Consider the following 18,496-nt stretch of genomic DNA (forward strand, 5'->3'; position numbering starts at 1 on the left):
CCGGTCCGCCGGTACGTAACCGGCTCAAACACGCGCACCCGTTTGTTCTGAGTGGGGGATGTGCCAACACCTGTGGAAAATTGGCGTGAAGGTGCCCGTACGTGGCACACGCACGAGCCGAACGATGTCACCGTCCAACTGGACGGTCTCGGACGTCAGCTCTCCGAACTCCCCGTGCAACCGGGAGCTCCCGAAGGCTCCGACGGTCCGGTCTTCGTGGACGAGAGCGGCCGGCGCAGCAAGACGTTCAGGCGTCTGGGCTGGGTCCTTGCCGCGGTCTGCGCCTGTTACGCGGTGACCCTGGTCGTCGCGCTGCTCGGCGGCAATTCCAGCGCGCCGTGGCTGCCGCTCTCCGTTCAGGAGCAGCACAAGAAGGCGGAAGAGGTGAAGGCGCCGCCGTCTCCGTCGGGCGGCGCGGAAGCGGTCGTGCCCGCCGGTGCGACACCGGGCGTCACCGAGCCGGGACGAGCTGCCGAGGGCGGCCCGACGCCGTCGGGCAGCGCCGCCTCCGGCCCGGAGTCGAAGCCGGCCAAGGGCTCGTCGGCGTCCGCCACCGCAACGCCCAGGAGCGGCGGCACCAAGGGCGGCACCAAGGGAGGCAGCACCGGCGGTGGCACCAAGCCCGACCCGGTGACCTCGGTCTCCGAGCCGCCCGCCGCCACCTCGGCGCCGCCCGTCGACCCCGGCCCCGGTCCGTCGGCCACCCAGCCCGCCGAGACCCCGGCTCCTCCCGTGCAAGAGCAAGAAGGCACCCGGTAAATGACAAACCCCGTCTCGCGGGGCAGGCACAACCGACAGAAGCAGAGGCAGCGGCGCAAACTTCCCATGCGCTATCTGCTGCCGTCCCTGTTTCTCGTCGCCCTGCTCGCCATGCTGATGCTGCGCGGTTACGTGCACAGTGAAATCCTCGCCGACCACCGGATCCAGACCCCGGCGGCCACCGACCGGGTGCCCGACAAGATCCTGGACGGCGGCCCGGTCATCGACGCCCGGAGTGCCACCGAGCCCGCCAAGACGCTGAGGATCCCCGATCACCGGATCGTCCTGACCTTCGACGACGGCCCCGACCCGGTATGGACCCCGCGGGTTCTGGACGCGCTGCGGAAGTACCACGCGCACGGCGTCTTCTTCGTCACCGGAACCATGGCCTCGCGCTATCCGGAACTCGTACGGCGCATGGTCGACGAGGGGCACGAGGTCGGGCTGCACACCTTCAACCACCCGGACCTCTCCTACCAGTCCCACGCCAGGATCGACTGGGAGCTGTCCCAGAACCAGCTGGTGCTGGCGGGCGCGGCCGGTATCCGGACGTCCCTGTTCCGGCCGCCGTACTCCTCGTTCGCCGACGCCATGGACAACAAGTCCTGGCCGGTCACCGAGTACATCGGGACCCGCGGCTACCTCACCGTCGTCAACAACACCGACAGTGAGGACTGGAAGCGCCCCGGCGTCCCCGCGATCATCGAACAGGCGACGCCCGAGGGGGGCAAGGGCGCCGTCATCCTGATGCACGACTCCGGCGGCGACCGGTCCCAGACCGTGGCCGCGCTCGGCGAGTTCCTGCCGCGGATGCAGCAGCAGGGGTACACGTTCACCAACCTCACCACCGCTCTCGGCGCCCCCAGCGCGCACACCCCCGTGACCGGGGTCGCGCTGTGGAAGGGCAAGGCGTTCGTGTACGCCGTCGGTCTCTCGGAGAACCTCACCGATGCGCTGGTGGCGGGGCTCGCCGTCATCGGGGTGCTGGTACTCGTCCGCTTCGGCCTGATGCTGCTGCTGTCCGTCCTGCACGCCCGGAAGGTCCGCAGCCGGGAGTTCAGCTGGGGGCCCGAGTTCACCCGCCCGGTCTCGGTGCTCGTACCCGCGTACAACGAACGCGAATGCATCGCCAACACCGTCCGTTCCCTGGTGGCGAGCGAGCATCCCATCGAGATCATCGTCATCGACGACGGTTCGACGGACGGCACGGCGGACATCGTCGACGCGATGCGGCTGCCGAACGTCCGCGTCGTCCGCCAGCGCAACGCCGGCAAGCCCGCCGCCCTCAACAACGGCATCGCGCACGCCCGCCACGACATCGTCGTGATGATGGACGGCGACACGGTCTTCGAACCGGCCACCGTCCGCGAGCTGGTCCAGCCGTTCGCCGACCCGGCGGTCGGAGCCGTCGCCGGGAACGCCAAGGTCGGCAACCGGGACTCGTTGATCGGCGCCTGGCAGCACATCGAGTACGTGATGGGCTTCAACCTCGACCGCCGGATGTACGACCTCCTGCGCTGCATGCCGACCATCCCCGGCGCGGTCGGCGCCTTCCGCCGCGATGCGCTGGACCGGATCGGCGGTATGAGCGAGGACACCCTCGCCGAGGACACCGACGTCACCATGGCGCTGCACCGCGACGGCTGGCAGGTCGTCTACGCGGAGAACGCCCGCGCCTGGACCGAGGCGCCGGAGACCGTGCAGCAGCTGTGGTCGCAGCGGTACCGCTGGTCGTACGGCACCATGCAGGCGATCTGGAAGCACCGCCGCGCCGTCGTCGAACGCGGCCCCTCCGGCCGCTTCGGCCGCGTCGGACTGCCGTTCGTCGCCCTGTTCATGGTCGTCGCCCCGCTGCTCGCGCCCCTCATCGACGTCTTCCTGCTCTACGGACTGGTCTTCGGCCCCACCGGAAAGACCGTCCTCGCCTGGCTCGGCGTCCTCGCGGTGCAGGCGGTCTGCGCCGCGTACGCCTTCCGGCTCGACCGGGAACGCATGACGCACCTGATCTCGCTGCCCCTCCAGCAGATCCTCTACCGGCAGCTCATGTACGTGGTGCTGCTCCAGTCCTGGATCACCGCGCTCACCGGCGGCCGGCTGCGCTGGCAGAAGCTGCGCCGTACCGGAGTGGTGGAGGCCCCGGGCTCGACGGTGACCCAGCGGCGCAGCAATGATCGGAGGCCCGTCGCATGACCAGCAGCCGCACCCCGGCGTTCCCCTCGTCCGACCCGCGACGGACGGCGCCGGTCCGCGTACCGGCACAGCCCGCCGGGCCGGCGCCGGAGACCGTCCGTGCTCCCGGCCCCGCACCGGTGCCGGAGACCGCCGCGCCCCCGCCCGCCGCGAAGCGGCCGGGCCGCGACCGCTATCTCGACCTGCTGCGCACCATCGCCCTCGTCCGTGTCGTCGTCTTCCACACCTTCGGCTGGGCCTGGCTGACCGTCGTGTTCCCCTCCATGGGCGTCATGTTCGCCCTGGCGGGCTCATTGATGGCACGCTCGCTGGACCGGCCCGCCCCGGCTGTCATCCGCGCCCGCATCCGCCGCCTGCTGCCCCCGATGTGGGCACTGGCCGCAATCGTCGTCCCGGTCATGTTCGTCCTCGGCTGGAAGCCCCTGAAGGCCGAAGGCATCTGGTGGTTCGTCAAGCTGGGCTGCTACCTGCTGCCGCTCGGCGCCCCGCCGTACCCCGCGGAGAGCGGCTCGGCCAGCGGCCTCCTGGAGCAGTCGTGGGCGGACCAGGCCGTCGGCCCGCTCTGGTACATCCGCGCCTATCTCTGGTTCGTGCTCGCCTCGCCGCTGCTGCTGAAGGCCTTCCGCAGACTGCCCTGGGTCACGCTTCTCGCCCCGCTCGGTCTCACCGCCGTGATCGGCACCGGCCTGGTCACCGTTCCCGGTGAGACCGGCGAGGGGCTGGTCGACTTCGCGGTGTTCGGCTCCTGCTGGATCCTCGGCTTCGCCCACCACGACGGACTCCTGAAGAAGATCCCGCGCTATCTGACCGTCTCGACCGCCGCGCTCGTGATGGCGTTCGGACTGTGGTGGGCCTCCGGTCACCTGACGGACGAGGGCTGGAATCTCGACGAGATCCCGCTCACCCAGGCCACCTGGTCGCTCGGCTTCTGCGCGATCCTGCTCCAGTACGCGCCGTCCTGGCAGCGGCTGCCCGGCAGACTGGCCCGGTGGGACGGGCTGATCACGCTCGCCAACAACCGTGCGGTGACGATCTACCTCTGGCACAACGTGCTGATCATGGCGACCTCGCCGTTGATAGACGAGCTGTGGAACGTTCCCTGGGTCGGCGACCACCTCGGTACGTACATCGACTCCTCGTACGCGGTGCTGATGCTGCTCCTGGTCTGGCCGCTGCTCGCGCTGATGATCCTCGCGGTCGGCTGGATCGAGGACGTCGCGGCCAGGCGAAGCCCGAGGCTGTGGCCCTCGGGTTCGGCCAGGAGACGGAAGAACGCGACGGCCGAGCGCTGACGGGAGCCCTCTCCTCACCGGGCCTTTTCCGGCCCGGTGAGAGCAAGGTTGCCCACCGGTCACCTCGTGGCACCGCACCGAAACGCACGCTCCCTAGCGTCGGGACGGACGACCCGACACCCGTGGAACGTGAACCGTGGAGGCGTGATGGCCGGCAGGTGGATCGAGAAGTGGGAGCCGGAGGACGAGATCTTCTGGGAGGAGCAGGGCGAGCGGATCGCCCGGCGCAATCTGTGGTTCTCCGTGCTCTCCGAGCACATCGGGTTCTCGATCTGGACCCTGTGGTCGGTGATGGTCCTGTTCATGGGACCGGAGTACGGGGTCGACCCGGCCGGGAAGTTCTTCCTGATCTCGACGGCGACCCTGGTCGGGGCCCTGGCCAGGATTCCGTACACCTTCGCCGTGGCCCGGTTCGGCGGGCGGAACTGGACGGTGTTCAGCGCGCTGACGCTCCTCGTGCCGACCGTCGCCGCGTACCTCGTGATGGAGCCCGGGACCTCGTACACCACCTTCCTCGCGGTGGCCGCCCTCGCCGGGATCGGCGGCGGGAACTTCGCCTCGTCGATGACGAACATCAACGCCTTCTTCCCGCTCCGCAAGAAGGGCTGGGCACTCGGGCTCAACGCGGGCGGCGGCAACATCGGGGTGCCCGTCGTCCAGCTCGTCGGGCTGCTGGTGATCGGCACGGCGGGCGCCACCCACCCGCGGATCGTGCTCGCCGTGTACCTCCCCCTGATCATCGTCGCCGCCCTGTGCGCCGCGGCTTTCATGGACAACCTGGCGCCCGTGCGGAACGACACCGGGGCCGCGTGGAGCGCCGTGCGCGACCCGCACACCTGGATCATGTCGCTGCTCTACGTCGGCACCTTCGGCTCCTTCATCGGCTACAGCTTCGCCTTCGGACTCGTCCTGCAGACCCAGTTCGGCCGGACCCCGCTGCAGGCCGCGTCACTCACCTTCATCGGTCCGCTCCTCGGCTCGCTGATCCGGCCCGCGGGCGGCCGGCTGGCCGACCGGTACGGCGGCGCCCGCATCACGCTGTGGACCTTCGCCGCGATGGCCGCCGCGACGGGCGTCGTCGTGTATGCCTCCGGCATCGAATCGCTGACCGTGTTCCTCGTCGGATTCATCGCCCTGTTCGTCCTGACCGGACTGGGCAACGGATCGACGTACAAGATGATTCCCGGCATCTTCCACGCCAAGGCGATCGCCCAGGGGCTGCGCGGCGAGGAGGCCGCCGCGCAGGGACGACGGCTCTCCGGTGCGGCGATGGGACTGATCGGCGCGGTCGGCGCGCTCGGTGGGCTCGCGATCAACCTCGCGTTCCGGCAGTCGTTCCGGACCGCGGGCACCGGCACGGCGGCCTTCTGGTCCTTCCTCGTCTTCTACGGGCTCTGTTTCACGGTCACTTGGGCGGTATACCTTCGCCGCGCCGCCGCGGTCACGGCGACGCCGCAGCTCAGCCCCTCCGAGGTGTGATCATGGACACCGGGCGTCGAGTGACGTAACGGGCGGGAAATACAGCTGAACCGAGCCTGTCACGCATCGTTGGCAGGCTCGGCACTCCGCACATCGAGCAGCAGCGGGACGAGAGCCGGGTAGACCACATGCGCGACGACGAACAGCACGGGCCGCTGGCGGGGTTCACGGTCGGGGTGACCGCCGCACGGCGGGCTGACGAGCTCGGCACCCTGCTGCAGCGGCGGGGAGCCACGGTCGTCCACGCGCCGGCCCTGCGTATCGTGCCGCTCGCCGACGACAGCGAACTCCTCGCCGCCACCGAGGAACTCATCGACCACGTCCCCGACGTGGTCGTCGCGACCACCGCGATCGGCTTCCGGGGCTGGATCGAGGCCGCCGACGGCTGGGGTCTCGGCGACCGGCTGGTGGACCGGCTGCGCACCGTGGAGCTGCTGGCCCGCGGTCCGAAGGTCAAGGGGGCGGTCCGCGCCGCCGGACTCGTCGAGGACTGGTCGCCCGGGTCCGAGTCCATGGCCGAGGTCCTGGACCGGCTCCTCGAAGAGGGCGTCGAGGGCCGCCGGATCGCCCTGCAGCTGCACGGCGAACCGCTGCCCGGCTTCGTCGAGTCGCTCCGGGCGGGCGGCGCCGAAGTCGTCGGCGTACCCGTCTACCGCTGGATGGAACCCGAGGATCTCGCCCCGCTGGACCGGCTGCTCGACATCACCGCCGCCCGCGGCCTGGACGCCCTCACCTTCACCAGCGCCCCCGCCGCCGCCTCCTTCCTGAACCGGGCCGACAAGCGCGGCCTGCTCCCGGACGTTCTGGGCGCCCTGCAGGGCGATGTCGTCTCGGCCTGCGTCGGCCCGGTCACCGCACTGCCGTTGCAGGCCCGCGGCATCGACACCATCCAGCCGGAACGCTTCCGGCTCGGCCCGCTCGTCCAGCTGCTCTGCCGCGAACTGCCCGCCGGCGCCCGCACGTTGCCGGTCGCCGGCCATCGGATCGAGATCCGTGGCCACGCCGTCTTCGTCGACGACGAGCTGCGCCCGGTGCCGCCAGCCGGCATGGCGCTGATGCGCACCCTGGCCCGCAGGCCGGGCTGGGTGGTGGCCCGCGCGGAACTGCTGCGCGCCCTGCCGGGCAGCGGTACGGACGAACACGCGGTGGAGACGGCGATGGCCCGGCTCCGTACGGCGCTCGGGGTGCCGCGGCTGATCCAGACGGTCGTCAAGCGCGGCTACCGACTGGCGCTGGACCCGGCGGCGGACGCCAAATACGCGGACTCCTGAGGGCGCGGCCGCGCACACCTGCGGCGTGCGCGGCGCGAGGAGGACGGAGCAGGCGAACGGGCCGGGTCCGAGCCGGGCTACGGTGCAGGGATGATCAACGACATCCACCGGATCGACGCGGAGGTACGACTCCGCCCGGCCACCCCGGACGACGCCGCCTCCCTCGCCGAGTCGCTGACCCGCAGCCGTACGTACATGCGGCCCTGGGAACCCGCACGGCCCGATGACTTCTACACCGAGGAGGGGCAGCGGGAGCGCCTGGCCGACGTGCTGGCGGACCGGGAGGCGGGGCGCGCCATGCGCTGGGTGCTCGCCGACGCCGAGGACCGCGCGGTCGGTTCCTTCACGCTCTCCGGCATCGTGCACGGGGCGTTCTGCAGTGCCGTGCTCGGCTACTGGGTCGATGTCACGTACGCGGGCCGCGGTCTGGCCACCGCGGCCGTCGAGCGGATCTGCGCGGTGGCCAGGGACGGGCTGCGGCTGCACCGGATCGAGGCCGGGACCGTGCTCGACAACGTGGCCTCGCAGCGGGTGCTCGCCAAGTGCGGCTTCGAGGAGTTCGGTACGGCGCCGCGTTTTCTGCACATCGACGGCGAGTGGCGGGACCACCGCCTGTTCCAGCGGATCCTGCACGACGGGCCACCGGCCTGATCCCGAGGGCCGGCGCTACGCCGCCTCACGGACGTGCAGGTGTCCGTCGAGCGGCCACGGCGGGCGGGCCGGCAGGATCTCCGCGAAGGCGTACCCGGCCTTCAGCGCGACCCGGCACGAGGCTTCGTTGTCTTCCTGGTGGATCAGTTCGAGCCGCCGCAGACCGTCCGCGGCGAACGCGGTGAATGCCCAGCCGGTGAGCGCTTCGAGCGCCCGGGGGGCGACTCCGCGGCCGCGGGCCCGCGCCACCGTCCAGTAGCCGACCTCGGCCGAACCGGAGCCGGGCGACGGGTACTTCAGCACCACGTGGCCGACCGGATCGCCGCCGCAGTCCGCGTCGGCCACGGCGAAGCTGATCCGGCTGCCGGACTCCCGGCCTTCGGCCTGCTCCCGCAGCCACCGTTCCGCGTCCGCCTCGTCCGTCACGGCCGCCAGCGGCATGCTGCGCAGTGACCGGTCGTGGAACGCCTCGACCAGCGCCGGGACGTCCTCCCGGCACCAGGGCCGCAGCAGCAAGGGGCCGGCAGCGAGGGTCACCGAGCGGAGATCTTCGTCCATGAGGCCACGGTACGCCGGTACTTCGGCCGTGACCCGGTGTGGCGGGAGGGGTTACGGGCCGGGCCGTCGAGGGGCACTCTGGTGGTGGTTTCCCACCGGTGACCCCAAGGCGGTGACATGCGCATGGCGGCGAGCAGAGGCTCGTGCGACTGGCGGTTCGACTCCGGGCGACTCTGCCTGGACCTGGTGGCGACGGGGACCGGCACCTCCGGCGCATGCGAACTGCTCGACGGGGCCGACCGGCTGGCCGAGTGGCTGGTGGCCAGCGGACTCGTACCGGCGGGCACCGCTCTCGACGGCGTCGACGACACCTGGGTGAGGAGGTTCCGGCGGCTGCGGACGGGGGTCGACCGGCTGCTCACCGCGGAACTCGGCGGCCGTGCAGCCGCCGGCTCGCTGGAGCGGATCAATGAACTCGCCGCCGGTCCGACGCCGGGCCTGCGGGCCGTGCGGGACGGGAACGGCACGCTGGTGCGGGCGCTCAGCGCCCGGCCCGACTGCGGGGCGCTGCTGGCCGCTGTCGCCCGTGACGCGGTGGAACTCGTGACGGATCCCGAGGCGCGGGCCGGCCTGCGCCGCTGCGAGGGCGACAACTGCCGCAGGCTCTACCTCGACACCTCGCGCGGGCGGCGGCGGCGATGGTGCTCCAGCGAGGTGTGCGGGAACCGGGAGCGGGTGGCCCGGCATCGCCGTCGGGCGGCGGCGGTCGCGGTGCCGGCCGACGCCGGAAGGTAGCGACGCGGGAGAACAGCCACGCGTACGGGCGGCGAGCGGAAGGAGGAAGCGGGCACCCGGCGAGCGCGGGCCCGTAAAGAATCTTGGAACTGCTTTGAATGGATCGTGGTCCGCCTCCGTATTCGATGGCCAGGGAGCTCCACAGGGTCTCGACCGGGAGGTTCGGGTGCGCAAGGATGCGGCCGTGGCCGATGACCGTCCGCACAGGGCTCGACATCGCAGTGAGCCGCCCCCGTCGCCCTCGGCCGTCCCGGACGAGGAGCTGATGCGGGCGCTCTACCGCGAACACGCCGGACCGCTGCTCGCGTACGTGCTCCGCCTCGTCGCCGGCGACCGTCAGCGTGCCGAGGACGTGGTGCAGGAAACGCTCATCCGTGCCTGGAAGAACGCCGGTCAGCTCAACCGGGCGACCGGCTCCGTCCGCCCCTGGCTGGTGACGGTCGCCCGGCGCATCGTCATCGACGGCCACCGCAGCCGGCAGGCCCGGCCGCACGAGGTCGATCCGTCGCCGCTGGAGGTCATTCCCGCGGAGGACGAGATTGACAAGGCGTTGTGGTTGATGACGCTCTCGGATGCGCTCGACGATTTGACCCCTGCCCATCGGGAAGCATTGGTCGAGACCTACTTCAAGGGACGTACGGTCAACGAGGCTGCCGAGGTGCTCGGCATACCCAGCGGCACCGTGCGCTCCCGGGTGTTCTACGCACTGCGCTCGATGAAGCTCGCACTCGAAGAGAGGGGGATCACGGCATGAGCGACCACGAGTGGGAGCCTTTCGGGCCCCGGCCGACCGGTCCCTCCGGCCCCGCGGGTCCGGGCGGACGCCCCGGTTTCCCCGGCGGTCCCGGCGACTTCGGCGGTTTCGGCGGCTTCGGTGCGGGCGCCGGTTCCGGCAGTGCCGTGGAAGGTCCCGGGCACGACGCCGCCGGCGCATACGTCCTGGGCATCCTGGACGACGCGGAGGCCTCCGCCTTCGAGGCGCATCTGGCCGGCTGCGCGCTGTGCGCCGCCCATCTGGACGAGTTCGCCGGGATGGAACCCGTGCTCGCGATGCTCGCCGAGGCCCCCGCCGGCGCGCCGGGCGCCCGCCCCGTCCCGTACGTCCCGGAGCCGCCCGCGCCCCGTCTGCTCGACCGGCTGGTCGACGAGGTCGCGGTCAAGCGGGCCCGGCGCAGGCGGCGCGGCATGTACCTGGTGGCGGCGGCAGCGGCGCTGATCATCGGCGGTCCGGTCGTCGCCGTCGTGGCCACCGGCGGCGGCAGCGGCTCGAACCAGGCGGCCGACCCGCATCCGACCAGCCCCGCGGAGGACGCGTTCTTCCACCACATGTCGGAGAAGGTGGAGGCGATCGACCCCACCACCAAGGTCGACGCCACCGTCGGCATGGAGAAGAAGGCGTGGGGCACGCACGCGGTCCTGGAGCTCAAGAACGTCAAGGGCCCGCAGAAGTGCAGCCTGATCGCCGTCTCGAAGTCCGGTGAGGAGGAGGTCGTCACCTCCTGGTCCGTACCGAAGTGGGGCTACGGCATCAAGGACTCCGCGCACCCGGCCGCGCGGTACCCGCTCTACGTCCACGGCGGGGCGGCGATGGACCGCGCCGACATAGACCATTTCGAGGTGCGCACCTTCGACGGCGAACGGCTGGTGGACATCGAGGCATAGCCGCCGGCCGGACCCCGGACACACCCGTGACCGGAGCCCGGTCATTTCCGCGACCGGACCCCGGACACACCTGTGATCGGGGGCCGACGCGCAATCGAGACCTTCGACGCGCACGGTACGGGCCTGTGACAGGTGCGCGAAGGGGTCCCCTTCGCATAGGGTTGACGGCTGCCCAATGCACGTCAGAAGGGGGCCTCGGTGGCCGCGCAGGATGCCGCTGTCGATTCGTTGCGGGACCGGGAAATCGGTGTCGAGCAGGAACATCTCGACCGTGTTTATCACCGCCTTGAGGAGAAGATCCACGAGGCGGAATTCCTCATGGACGACGCCCTCAAGCGCGGCCAGGTGGGTACGCCCGGCGCGCTCGCCGAGCGCGACGCCCAGGTGTTCCGGGCCGGGATCCACCTCAACCGGCTGAACAGCGAGTTCGAGGACTTCCTCTTCGGGAGGATCGATCTGCTGCTGGGCAAGGACGGCGAGCGCGGCCCGGACGGTGCGTTCACCTCCGTCGAGCCGGCCGACGACGCCGTGCGGGAGGACAGCACCGCCGATATCGCGGAGACGCTGCACATCGGCCGGATCGGGGTCCTCGACACCGACTACGCGCCGCTGGTCATCGACTGGCGGGCACCGGCCGCCGCACCGTTCTACCGGTCGACGCCGAAGGACCCGGGCCGGGTGGTGCGCCGCCGGGTCATCCGCTCCAAGGGCCGCAAGGTCCTCGGGGTCGAGGACGACCTGATGCGCCCCGAGCTGACCGCGTACAAGGACGGCGACAGACTGCCCGTCATCGGCGACGGCGCACTGATGGCGGCGCTCGGCCAGGCCCGCAGCCACACCATGCGGGACATCGTCTCGTCCATCCAGGCCGAGCAGGACATGGTGATCCGGGCGCCCGCCGCCTCCGTCACCGAGGTCTCCGGCGGACCCGGCACCGGGAAGACCGCCGTCGCCCTGCACCGGGCCGCGTACCTGCTCTACCAGGACCGGCGGCGGTACGCGGGCGGCATCCTCGTCGTCTCACCGACCCCGCTCCTCGTCGCGTACACCGAAGGTGTGCTGCCCTCGCTCGGCGAGGAGGGGCAGGTCGCGATCCGCGCGGTCGGCTCCCTCTCCGACGAGGCGGCGGGCGTCGAGGGCGCCACCACGTACGACGAACCGGCCGTTGCACGGATCAAGGGTTCGTCCCGCATGCTCCAGGTGCTCCGCAAGGCGGCCCGCGGGGCGCTGGAGCAGCCGCGGTCCCCGGGCGCGCGCAAGGACGAGCAGGACGGCCAGCTGTCCTTCGGGGACCCCGACGACTCGGCGGACGGCGCGGACGCGCCCCTCACCACCCCCACCCGCCTGCGCGTCGTCGCCTTCGGCGTCCGGGTCGAGCTGAACGCCGACGAGCTCCACCGCATCCGGCAGGCCGTCCTCGGCGGCACCGCCCCGGTCAACCTGCTGCGCCCGCGCGCCCGCCGGCTGCTCCTGGACGCACTCTGGAACAAGTCCTCCGGCCGGGGCCGGTACACCGATCCGGAGCTCGCCGCCGAACTCCGCTCCTCCTTCGACGAGGACGTCTCCACCGAGACGCCGTTCCTGGAGTTCCTGAACGCCTGGTGGCCCGAGCTCACCCCGCGCGGGGTGCTCGCCGCGATGGCCGACGAGAGGCGGCTCGGCCGGTGGGCGCGCCGGGTCCTGAACCAGGGCGAGGTGCGCCGCCTCGCCCGTTCGCTGAAGCGGCTCGACAGCGTGGGCCAGGGCCCCCTGTCCGTGCACGACGTGGCGATCCTCGACGAGCTGCACATGCTGCTCGGCACCCCGCACCGGCCGAAGAAGAAGCGCGAGTACGACCCGCTGGACCAGCTCTCCGGGCTGGAGGAGCTGATGCCGCAGCGCGAGGAGACCCAGCGCGAGCGCGCCGAGCGGCTCGCGGCGGAGCGCACGGAGTACGCGCACGTCATCGTCGACGAGGCGCAGGACCTGACGCCCATGCAGTGGCGCATGGTCGGCCGCCGCGGCCGGACGGCCACCTGGACGATCGTCGGCGACCCGGCGCAGTCCTCCTGGTCCGACCCGGACGAGGCGGCGGAGGCGCGTGACGAGGCGCTCGGCAACCGCCCGCGCCGCCGATTCACCCTCACCGTGAACTACCGCAACCCGGCGGAGATCGCCGAGCTGGCTTCGAGGATCCTGACACTCGCGATGCCCGGAATGGAGTCACCGACCGCGGTCCGTTCGACGGGTGTGGAGCCCCGCTTCGAGACCGTGCGCGACGGCGACCTGGCCGGGGCGGTGAGGGAGGAGGCGCGGCGGCTGCTCGGCGAGGTGGACGGCACGGTCGGCGTGGTCGTCGCGATGAACCGGCGCGCGCAGGCCCGCAAGTGGCTCGCGGAGCTCGGCGACCGGGTGGTGGCGCTGGGCAGCCTGGAGGCCAAGGGCCTGGAGTACGACGCCACGGTCGTCGTGTCGCCCGCTGAGATCGCCGACGAGTCACCGGCCGGTCTGCGCGTGCTGTACGTGGCACTCACCCGGGCGACCCAGCAGCTCACCGTGGTGTCGGGGGAGCGGGACCTGCCCGACGAGGACGGTGTGCCGGATCTGCTGAGGGACTGAACGGGGACTCACAGGAAGTCCGGCCCCTCCGGGGGAATCACTTCTGCGGGGTCTTTGTTAGCCTGGTGTCGGCACCGGCTCGATCCAAGCCCCCGGGCCCAACCTTCGTCGCTACGAGCGACCACTTGCCGCGAGGCGAGCATGGCGGGTCGGTGCCGTTGAGTGAAAAGACAGGCCCGCGTCACCTTCTGGTGGCGCGGGTCTGTTCTTGTTTCCGTGGCCGGTCACTGCCGTGGCCCGGCGGGCCGGCACCCGGTCAGGGGTACCGACAGGGCCGCCATATCTCGTATGGTGGAAAATGCTTTCCGAAAGGTGGCAGTCATTACCGGCTACTCGCCGGTAGGTGCGAACATCGGGAAGCGTGTCCGAGGCGAGTGCCCCGGTCGCGTAGCAATGAAGCTAGGGAAAGCGAAGGACTCGGCCATGGCAACGGCGCCCAGCGTCTCGTACTCGATGACGGTCAGGCTGGAGGTGCCCGCGAGCGGCACAGCGGTCTCCCAGCTCACCACGGCCGTGGAGTCCTCCGGCGGGTCGGTCACCGGCCTCGACGTGACCGCTTCCGGTCACGAGAAGCTGCGGATCGACGTCACGATCGCGGCCTCCTCCACCTCGCACGCCGACGAGATCGTCGAAGGCCTGCGCGACATCGAGGGTGTCGTGCTGGGCAAGGTCTCCGACCGTACGTTCCTGATGCACCTCGGCGGCAAGATCGAGATGGCGTCCAAGCACCCCATCCGCAACCGTGACGACCTCTCGATGATCTACACCCCGGGTGTGGCGCGGGTCTGCATGGCGATCGCCGAGAACCCCGAGGACGCCCGGCGTCTCACCATCAAGCGCAATTCCGTCGCAGTTGTGACGGACGGCTCCGCGGTGCTCGGCCTCGGCAACATCGGCCCGATGGCGGCCCTGCCCGTGATGGAGGGCAAGGCGGCCCTCTTCAAGCGGTTCGCCGGCATCGACGCGTGGCCGATCTGCCTGGACACCCAGGACACCGACGCGATCGTCGAGATCGTCAAGGCGATCGCCCCCGGCTTCGCGGGCATCAACCTGGAGGACATCTCCGCCCCCCGCTGCTTCGAGATCGAGGCGCGGCTGCGCGAGGCCCTGGACATCCCGGTCTTCCACGACGACCAGCACGGCACCGCGATCGTGGTCCTGGCCTCGCTGACCAACGCGCTGCGCGTGGTGGGCAAGGGAATCGGGGACGTACGGGTCGTCATGTCCGGCGCCGGAGCAGCCGGTACGGCCATCCTGAAGCTGCTCATCGCCGCAGGCGTCAAGCACGCGGTCGTCGCCGACATCCACGGTGTGGTGCACGCGGGCCGAGAGGACCTGGTCTCCGCCGACGCCGATTCGCCGCTGCGCTGGATCGCCGACAACACCAACCCCGAGTCGGTCACCGGCACCCTCAAGGAGGCTGTCGTGGGTGCCGACGTCTTCATCGGCGTCTCCGCCCCGAACGTGCTCGACGGCGACGACGTCGCGGCGATGGCGGACGGCGCGATCGTGTTCGCGCTCGCGAACCCGGACCCCGAGGTGGACCCGGCAATCGCGCGCCAGACCGCGGCAGTTGTCGCCACCGGCCGCTCCGACTTCCCGAACCAGATCAACAACGTGCTGGTCTTCCCGGGTGTCTTCCGCGGTCTGCTGGACGCCCAGTCCCGGACGGTCAACACGGAGATGATGCTCGCCGCGGCGGGCGCCCTCGCCGACGTCGTCGCCGAGGACGAGCTGAACGCCAACTACATCATCCCGTCGGTCTTCAACGAGAAGGTCGCGGGCGCGGTCGCCGGTGCTGTCCGGACGGCCGCGAAGTCCGCGGGGGCCGCTGTGACGGCCCCCACGTCGGCCTGACCACGGCGCGTCGCGGGTCGCCGCACCCCAAACGCCCCTTTAGGGTGGGCGGGCAGCGAGCCCCGCAGAACCCGCATCCGCTGCGGACCGCTTCAGGGAGTCGACGGAACGTCACCACGGCGAGGCAGTGGCGCTCTTCGTGTGACTCCGGAGGGTGCCGGATTGGCTTTCCCGCCGCAGGTGGGGGCAGGATGCGTATTCGGGCGCGAGGGTCTGACGTTAAGACCCGGGTCCGGGGACTGTCCGAGGGCCCTGGCAGCATCGGCTTCGATCTCACGCCTCACAGGCAAGAAGAACACGGGAGTAACAACATGAACCGCAGTGAGCTGGTGGCCGCCCTGGCCGACCGCGCCGAGGTGACCCGCAAGGACGCCGACGCCGTGCTGGCCGCGCTCGCCGAGACCGTCGGTGAGATCGTCGCCAAGGGCGACGAGAAGGTCACCATCCCCGGCTTCCTGACCTTCGAGCGCACCCACCGTGCCGCTCGCACCGCTCGTAACCCGCAGACCGGCGACCCGATCAACATCCCGGCCGGCTACAGCGTGAAGGTCTCCGCGGGCTCGAAGCTCAAGGAAGCCGCCAAGGGCAAGTAAGCCCCGTAGGCACGACGGAGGGCGGTCACCCCGACCAGGGTGACCGCCCTTCGGCGTACCGGCCGCGCAGGGCCGCAGAACCGGCCCTGAGCCCTTCCGGTGTACGGGAGAGGGCTCAGAAGGGCCTCAGAGGCTCAGGAAGGCATCCTGGAACGGGAACGGGGGCCCGGGGCAGTGCCCCGGACCCCCGGCTCAGCCGTGGGCCGGCCCGTCAGACCAGCGCCCCGCCCGGCAGTTCCACCTTCGCCCCGAGCTTCTCCAGCTTCTCCATGAAGTTCTCGTAGCCGCGGTTGATCAGGTCGATCCCGTGCACCCGCGAGGTGCCCTGCGCCGCCAGCGCCGCGATCAGGTACGAGAACCCGCCCCGCAGGTCCGGGATGACCAGATCCGCGCCCTGGAGCTTCGTCGGCCCGGAGACGACCGCCGAGTGCAGGAAGTTGCGCTGGCCGAAGCGGCAGTCAGAGCCGCCCAGGCACTCGCGGTAGAGCTGGATGTGCGCGCCCATCTGGTTGAGCGCGGAGGTGAAGCCGAGCCGGGACTCGTACACCGTCTCGTGGACGATGGACAGCCCCGTGGCCTGCGTCAGCGCCACGACCAGCGGCTGCTGCCAGTCGGTCTGGAAGCCGGGGTGCACGTCCGTCTCCAGGGCGATGGCGTTCAGCGCGCCGCCCGGGTGCCAGAAACGGATGCCCTCGTCGTCGATCTCGAAGGCACCGCCGACCCGCCGGAAGGTGTTCAGGAACGTCATCATCGAGCGCTGCTGCGCGCCGCGCACGTAGATGTTGCCCTCGGTCGCCAGCGCCGCGGACGCCCAGGAAGCCGCCTCCAGGCGGTCCGGGATCGCCCGGTGGGTGTACCCGTCGAGGCGGTCGACACCGGTGATCCGGATCGTGCGGTCGGTGTCCATCGAGATGATCGCGCCCATCTTCTGCAGTACGCAGATGAGGTCCTCGATCTCCGGCTCCACGGCCGCGTTGGACAGCTCGGTGACACCCTCGGCGAGCACGGCCGTCAGCAGCACCTGCTCGGTGGAGCCCACCGACGGGTACGGCAGCCGGATCTTCGTGCCGCGCAGTCGCTGCGGGGCCTCCAGGTACTGGCCGTCCGCCCGCTTCTCGATGGTCGCGCCGAACTGCCGCAGCACGTCGAAGTGGAAGTCGATCGGGCGTCCGCCGATGTCACAGCCGCCGAGCCCCGGGATGAACGCGTGGCCCAGCCGGTGCAGCAGCGGACCGCAGAAGAGGATCGGGATGCGCGAGGAGCCCGCGTGCGCGTCGATGTCGGCGACGTTCGCGCTCTCGACATGGGTGGGATCCAGGATCAGCTCACCCGGTTCGTCACCGGGGCGGACCGTCACGCCGTGCAGCTGCAGCAGTCCGCGCACGACCCGCACATCGCGGATGTCGGGCACGTTGCGCAGCCGGCTGGGCCCGCTGCCGAGCAGCGCGGCGACCATCGCCTTCGGCACCAGGTTCTTGGCGCCTCGGACGCGGATCTCGCCCTCCAGCGGGGTTCCGCCGTGGACAAGCAGGACATCGTCTGTGCCGGTCATGAATCTCGCGTTCCGGAGTGGTCGGGCAGGGGGCCAATCGAAAGGGTAATGGGCTCCCACCCCCGTTCCATAAGGCGGCGGGGGGTGTGCGAACGTAAGGGATTCGCCACAACACGCTGTGCTCGCCGAGGCTTGCGCAGGGTCACCGCCCGCAACCGCCTCCCGAACCGCGCGCTCCCCGTACACCCGTGCGCCCTGAGCTGCGCTCCGGCCCCGCCGCCCGCCGGGTGCGTCACTTGGTCCCCACGGACGGCGAAGATGCGGGATCATTTCTGCCATGACCGAGGTGTCCTCGCTCACAGGGCGACTGCTCGTGGCCACACCCGCCCTCGCGGACCCGAATTTCGACCGCGCGGTGGTGCTGCTCCTCGACCACGACGAGGAGGGCTCGCTCGGCGTGGTCCTGAACCGCCCGACCCCGGTCGGCGTCGGCGACATCCTCGAGTCCTGGGCCGGCCTGACGGGCGAGCCCGATGTCGTCTTCCAGGGCGGTCCGGTCTCGCTCGACTCGGCGCTCGGCGTCGCGGTGATCCCCGGCGACGAGGGTCCGCTGGGCTGGCGCCGGGTCTACGGGGCGATCGGCCTGGTGGACCTGGAGGCGCCGCCGGAACTGCTGGCAGCGGCGCTCGGCTCGCTGCGGATCTTCGCCGGGTACGCGGGCTGGGGCCCCGGACAGCTGGAGACCGAACTGACCGAGGGCGCCTGGTACGTGGTCGAGTCGGAGCCCGGGGACGTCTCCTCGCCGCGCCCGGAACACCTCTGGCGGGCGGTCCTGCGCCGTCAGCGCAGCGAACTCGCCATGATCGCCACCTATCCGGACGACCCTTCGCTCAACTGAAGGCCAGGGCTTTCAGTACCCTGGCAGTTATGAGCACTCTTGAGCCCGAGCGCGGGGCAGGTACGGGGACCCTCGTAGAGCCGACGCCGCAGGTGTCGAGCGGCGACGGCGACCACGAGCGCTACGCCCATTACGTCCAGAAGGACAAGATCATGGCGAGCGCCCTGGAGGGCACTCCCGTGGTCGCCCTGTGCGGCAAGGTCTGGGTACCGGGGCGCGACCCCAAGAAGTATCCGGTCTGCCCCATGTGCAAGGAGATCTACGAGTCCATGGGCGCCGGTGGCGACAAGGACAAGGGCAAGGGCGGCAAGGACAAGAAGTAGTCCCCGGCAGCGGGCGGCCGTCCGGCCGAGGGGCCCGGGGGTGCCGGCGGGGGGGGCCCCCGGGGCCGTCAGGGCCCCGGGGGCCCCCTCCCCGTGGGTGCGGGGCTGGCTCCCGGGAAGGGTTTTGGGCGGGGGTAA

General features: G+C 71.1%; 16 protein-coding genes. 14 read left to right on the top strand and 2 right to left on the bottom strand.

What is annotated here, in order from left to right:
• Positions 1 to 72: 72 nt before the first annotated feature.
• The 6 genes from ACFVXE_RS17105 to ACFVXE_RS17130 all read left to right on the top strand — a co-directional run bounded on the left by ACFVXE_RS17105 (position 73) and on the right by ACFVXE_RS17130 (position 7,642).
• Positions 73 to 759 carry a hypothetical protein gene (locus tag ACFVXE_RS17105; protein ID WP_389671939.1) on the top strand — a complete coding sequence of 229 codons (687 nt, stop codon included), beginning with the start codon at positions 73 to 75 and terminating at the stop codon, positions 757 to 759.
• 66 nt (positions 760 to 825) lie between these two features.
• Entirely contained in the window at positions 826 to 2,949 is a 2,124-nt protein-coding gene (locus tag ACFVXE_RS17110; protein ID WP_389671958.1) for a bifunctional polysaccharide deacetylase/glycosyltransferase family 2 protein, read from the top strand.
• Complete coding sequence (locus tag ACFVXE_RS17115; protein ID WP_389671940.1) at positions 2,946 to 4,241, top strand: acyltransferase; 1,296 nt, start codon at positions 2,946 to 2,948, stop codon at positions 4,239 to 4,241. Before ACFVXE_RS17110 ends, ACFVXE_RS17115 begins: the two co-directional genes overlap by 4 nt.
• 147 nt (positions 4,242 to 4,388) lie before the next feature.
• Positions 4,389 to 5,720, top strand: a complete 1,332-nt coding sequence (locus ACFVXE_RS17120) for a nitrate/nitrite transporter (protein WP_389671941.1) — start codon at positions 4,389 to 4,391, stop codon at positions 5,718 to 5,720.
• Positions 5,721 to 5,848: 128 nt separating this feature from the next.
• Positions 5,849 to 6,991: a uroporphyrinogen-III synthase gene (locus ACFVXE_RS17125; protein ID WP_389671942.1), complete on the top strand. Its 1,143-nt coding sequence runs from the start codon at positions 5,849 to 5,851 to the stop codon at positions 6,989 to 6,991.
• Between the two features lie 90 nt (positions 6,992 to 7,081).
• The gene (locus tag ACFVXE_RS17130; RefSeq protein ID WP_389671943.1) at positions 7,082 to 7,642 is read left to right on the top strand and encodes a GNAT family N-acetyltransferase; all 561 of its coding nucleotides are present in this window, start codon (positions 7,082 to 7,084) and stop codon (positions 7,640 to 7,642) included.
• A gap of 15 nt (positions 7,643 to 7,657) precedes the next feature.
• On the opposite strand, the gene ACFVXE_RS17135 is transcribed toward ACFVXE_RS17130, so the two are convergent.
• Positions 7,658 to 8,200: a GNAT family N-acetyltransferase gene (locus ACFVXE_RS17135; protein WP_389671944.1), complete on the bottom strand. Its 543-nt coding sequence runs from the start codon at positions 8,198 to 8,200 to the stop codon at positions 7,658 to 7,660.
• A gap of 123 nt (positions 8,201 to 8,323) precedes the next feature.
• On the opposite strand from ACFVXE_RS17135, the gene ACFVXE_RS17140 reads away from it, so the two are divergent.
• From ACFVXE_RS17140 to ACFVXE_RS17165, 6 genes are all read left to right on the top strand, one after another.
• Entirely contained in the window at positions 8,324 to 8,935 is a 612-nt protein-coding gene (locus tag ACFVXE_RS17140; protein ID WP_389671945.1) for a CGNR zinc finger domain-containing protein, read from the top strand.
• Between the two features lie 166 nt (positions 8,936 to 9,101).
• Positions 9,102 to 9,689 carry a sigma-70 family RNA polymerase sigma factor gene (locus ACFVXE_RS17145; protein WP_093776749.1) on the top strand — a complete coding sequence of 196 codons (588 nt, stop codon included), beginning with the start codon at positions 9,102 to 9,104 and terminating at the stop codon, positions 9,687 to 9,689.
• Positions 9,686 to 10,597, top strand: coding sequence for a zf-HC2 domain-containing protein (locus ACFVXE_RS17150; RefSeq protein ID WP_389671946.1), 912 nt, complete (start codon positions 9,686 to 9,688; stop codon positions 10,595 to 10,597). The genes ACFVXE_RS17145 and ACFVXE_RS17150 overlap by 4 nt, the downstream gene beginning before the upstream one ends.
• Before the next feature lie 198 nt (positions 10,598 to 10,795).
• On the top strand, positions 10,796 to 13,195 hold the full coding sequence (locus ACFVXE_RS17155; protein ID WP_389671947.1) for a HelD family protein: 2,400 nt from the start codon (positions 10,796 to 10,798) through the stop codon (positions 13,193 to 13,195).
• Between the two features lie 423 nt (positions 13,196 to 13,618).
• A complete protein-coding gene (locus tag ACFVXE_RS17160; protein ID WP_389671948.1) occupies positions 13,619 to 15,052 on the top strand; it encodes an NAD-dependent malic enzyme in 1,434 nt (477 codons plus the stop codon).
• A gap of 311 nt (positions 15,053 to 15,363) precedes the next feature.
• The gene (locus ACFVXE_RS17165) at positions 15,364 to 15,645 is read left to right on the top strand and encodes an HU family DNA-binding protein (RefSeq protein WP_003968811.1); all 282 of its coding nucleotides are present in this window, start codon (positions 15,364 to 15,366) and stop codon (positions 15,643 to 15,645) included.
• A 211-nt stretch (positions 15,646 to 15,856) separates the two neighbouring features.
• On the opposite strand, the gene murA is transcribed toward ACFVXE_RS17165, so the two are convergent.
• A complete protein-coding gene (gene murA / locus ACFVXE_RS17170) occupies positions 15,857 to 17,197 on the bottom strand; it encodes a UDP-N-acetylglucosamine 1-carboxyvinyltransferase (RefSeq protein ID WP_389671949.1) in 1,341 nt (446 codons plus the stop codon).
• 277 nt (positions 17,198 to 17,474) lie between these two features.
• Between murA and ACFVXE_RS17175 the strand changes: the two genes are divergently transcribed.
• Positions 17,475 to 18,035, top strand: coding sequence for a YqgE/AlgH family protein (locus tag ACFVXE_RS17175; protein ID WP_266985091.1), 561 nt, complete (start codon positions 17,475 to 17,477; stop codon positions 18,033 to 18,035).
• A 29-nt stretch (positions 18,036 to 18,064) separates the two neighbouring features.
• Positions 18,065 to 18,358 carry a DUF3039 domain-containing protein gene (locus tag ACFVXE_RS17180; protein WP_063756076.1) on the top strand — a complete coding sequence of 98 codons (294 nt, stop codon included), beginning with the start codon at positions 18,065 to 18,067 and terminating at the stop codon, positions 18,356 to 18,358.
• Positions 18,359 to 18,496: the final 138 nt, after the last annotated feature.

This window comes from Streptomyces sp. NPDC058231 (genome assembly GCF_042882275.1).
GTDB lineage: Bacteria > Actinomycetota > Actinomycetes > Streptomycetales > Streptomycetaceae > Streptomyces.

Excerpts from the sequence above, each read along its gene's own strand:
- ACFVXE_RS17110 (WP_389671958.1), top strand. The coding sequence starts at position 826 with ATGCGCTATCTGCTGCCGTCCCTGTTTCTCGTCGCCCTGCTCGCCATG.
- ACFVXE_RS17115 (WP_389671940.1), top strand. The coding sequence starts at position 2,946 with ATGACCAGCAGCCGCACCCCGGCGTTCCCCTCGTCCGACCCGCGACGG.
- ACFVXE_RS17120 (WP_389671941.1), top strand. The coding sequence starts at position 4,389 with ATGGCCGGCAGGTGGATCGAGAAGTGGGAGCCGGAGGACGAGATCTTC.
- ACFVXE_RS17125 (WP_389671942.1), top strand. The coding sequence starts at position 5,849 with ATGCGCGACGACGAACAGCACGGGCCGCTGGCGGGGTTCACGGTCGGG.
- ACFVXE_RS17130 (WP_389671943.1), top strand. The coding sequence starts at position 7,082 with ATGATCAACGACATCCACCGGATCGACGCGGAGGTACGACTCCGCCCG.
- ACFVXE_RS17135 (WP_389671944.1), bottom strand. The coding sequence starts at position 8,200 with ATGGACGAAGATCTCCGCTCGGTGACCCTCGCTGCCGGCCCCTTGCTG.
- ACFVXE_RS17140 (WP_389671945.1), top strand. The coding sequence starts at position 8,324 with ATGGCGGCGAGCAGAGGCTCGTGCGACTGGCGGTTCGACTCCGGGCGA.
- ACFVXE_RS17150 (WP_389671946.1), top strand. The coding sequence starts at position 9,686 with ATGAGCGACCACGAGTGGGAGCCTTTCGGGCCCCGGCCGACCGGTCCC.
- ACFVXE_RS17160 (WP_389671948.1), top strand. The coding sequence starts at position 13,619 with ATGGCAACGGCGCCCAGCGTCTCGTACTCGATGACGGTCAGGCTGGAG.
- ACFVXE_RS17165 (WP_003968811.1), top strand. The coding sequence starts at position 15,364 with ATGAACCGCAGTGAGCTGGTGGCCGCCCTGGCCGACCGCGCCGAGGTG.
- murA (WP_389671949.1), bottom strand. The coding sequence starts at position 17,197 with ATGACCGGCACAGACGATGTCCTGCTTGTCCACGGCGGAACCCCGCTG.
- ACFVXE_RS17175 (WP_266985091.1), top strand. The coding sequence starts at position 17,475 with ATGACCGAGGTGTCCTCGCTCACAGGGCGACTGCTCGTGGCCACACCC.
- ACFVXE_RS17180 (WP_063756076.1), top strand. The coding sequence starts at position 18,065 with ATGAGCACTCTTGAGCCCGAGCGCGGGGCAGGTACGGGGACCCTCGTA.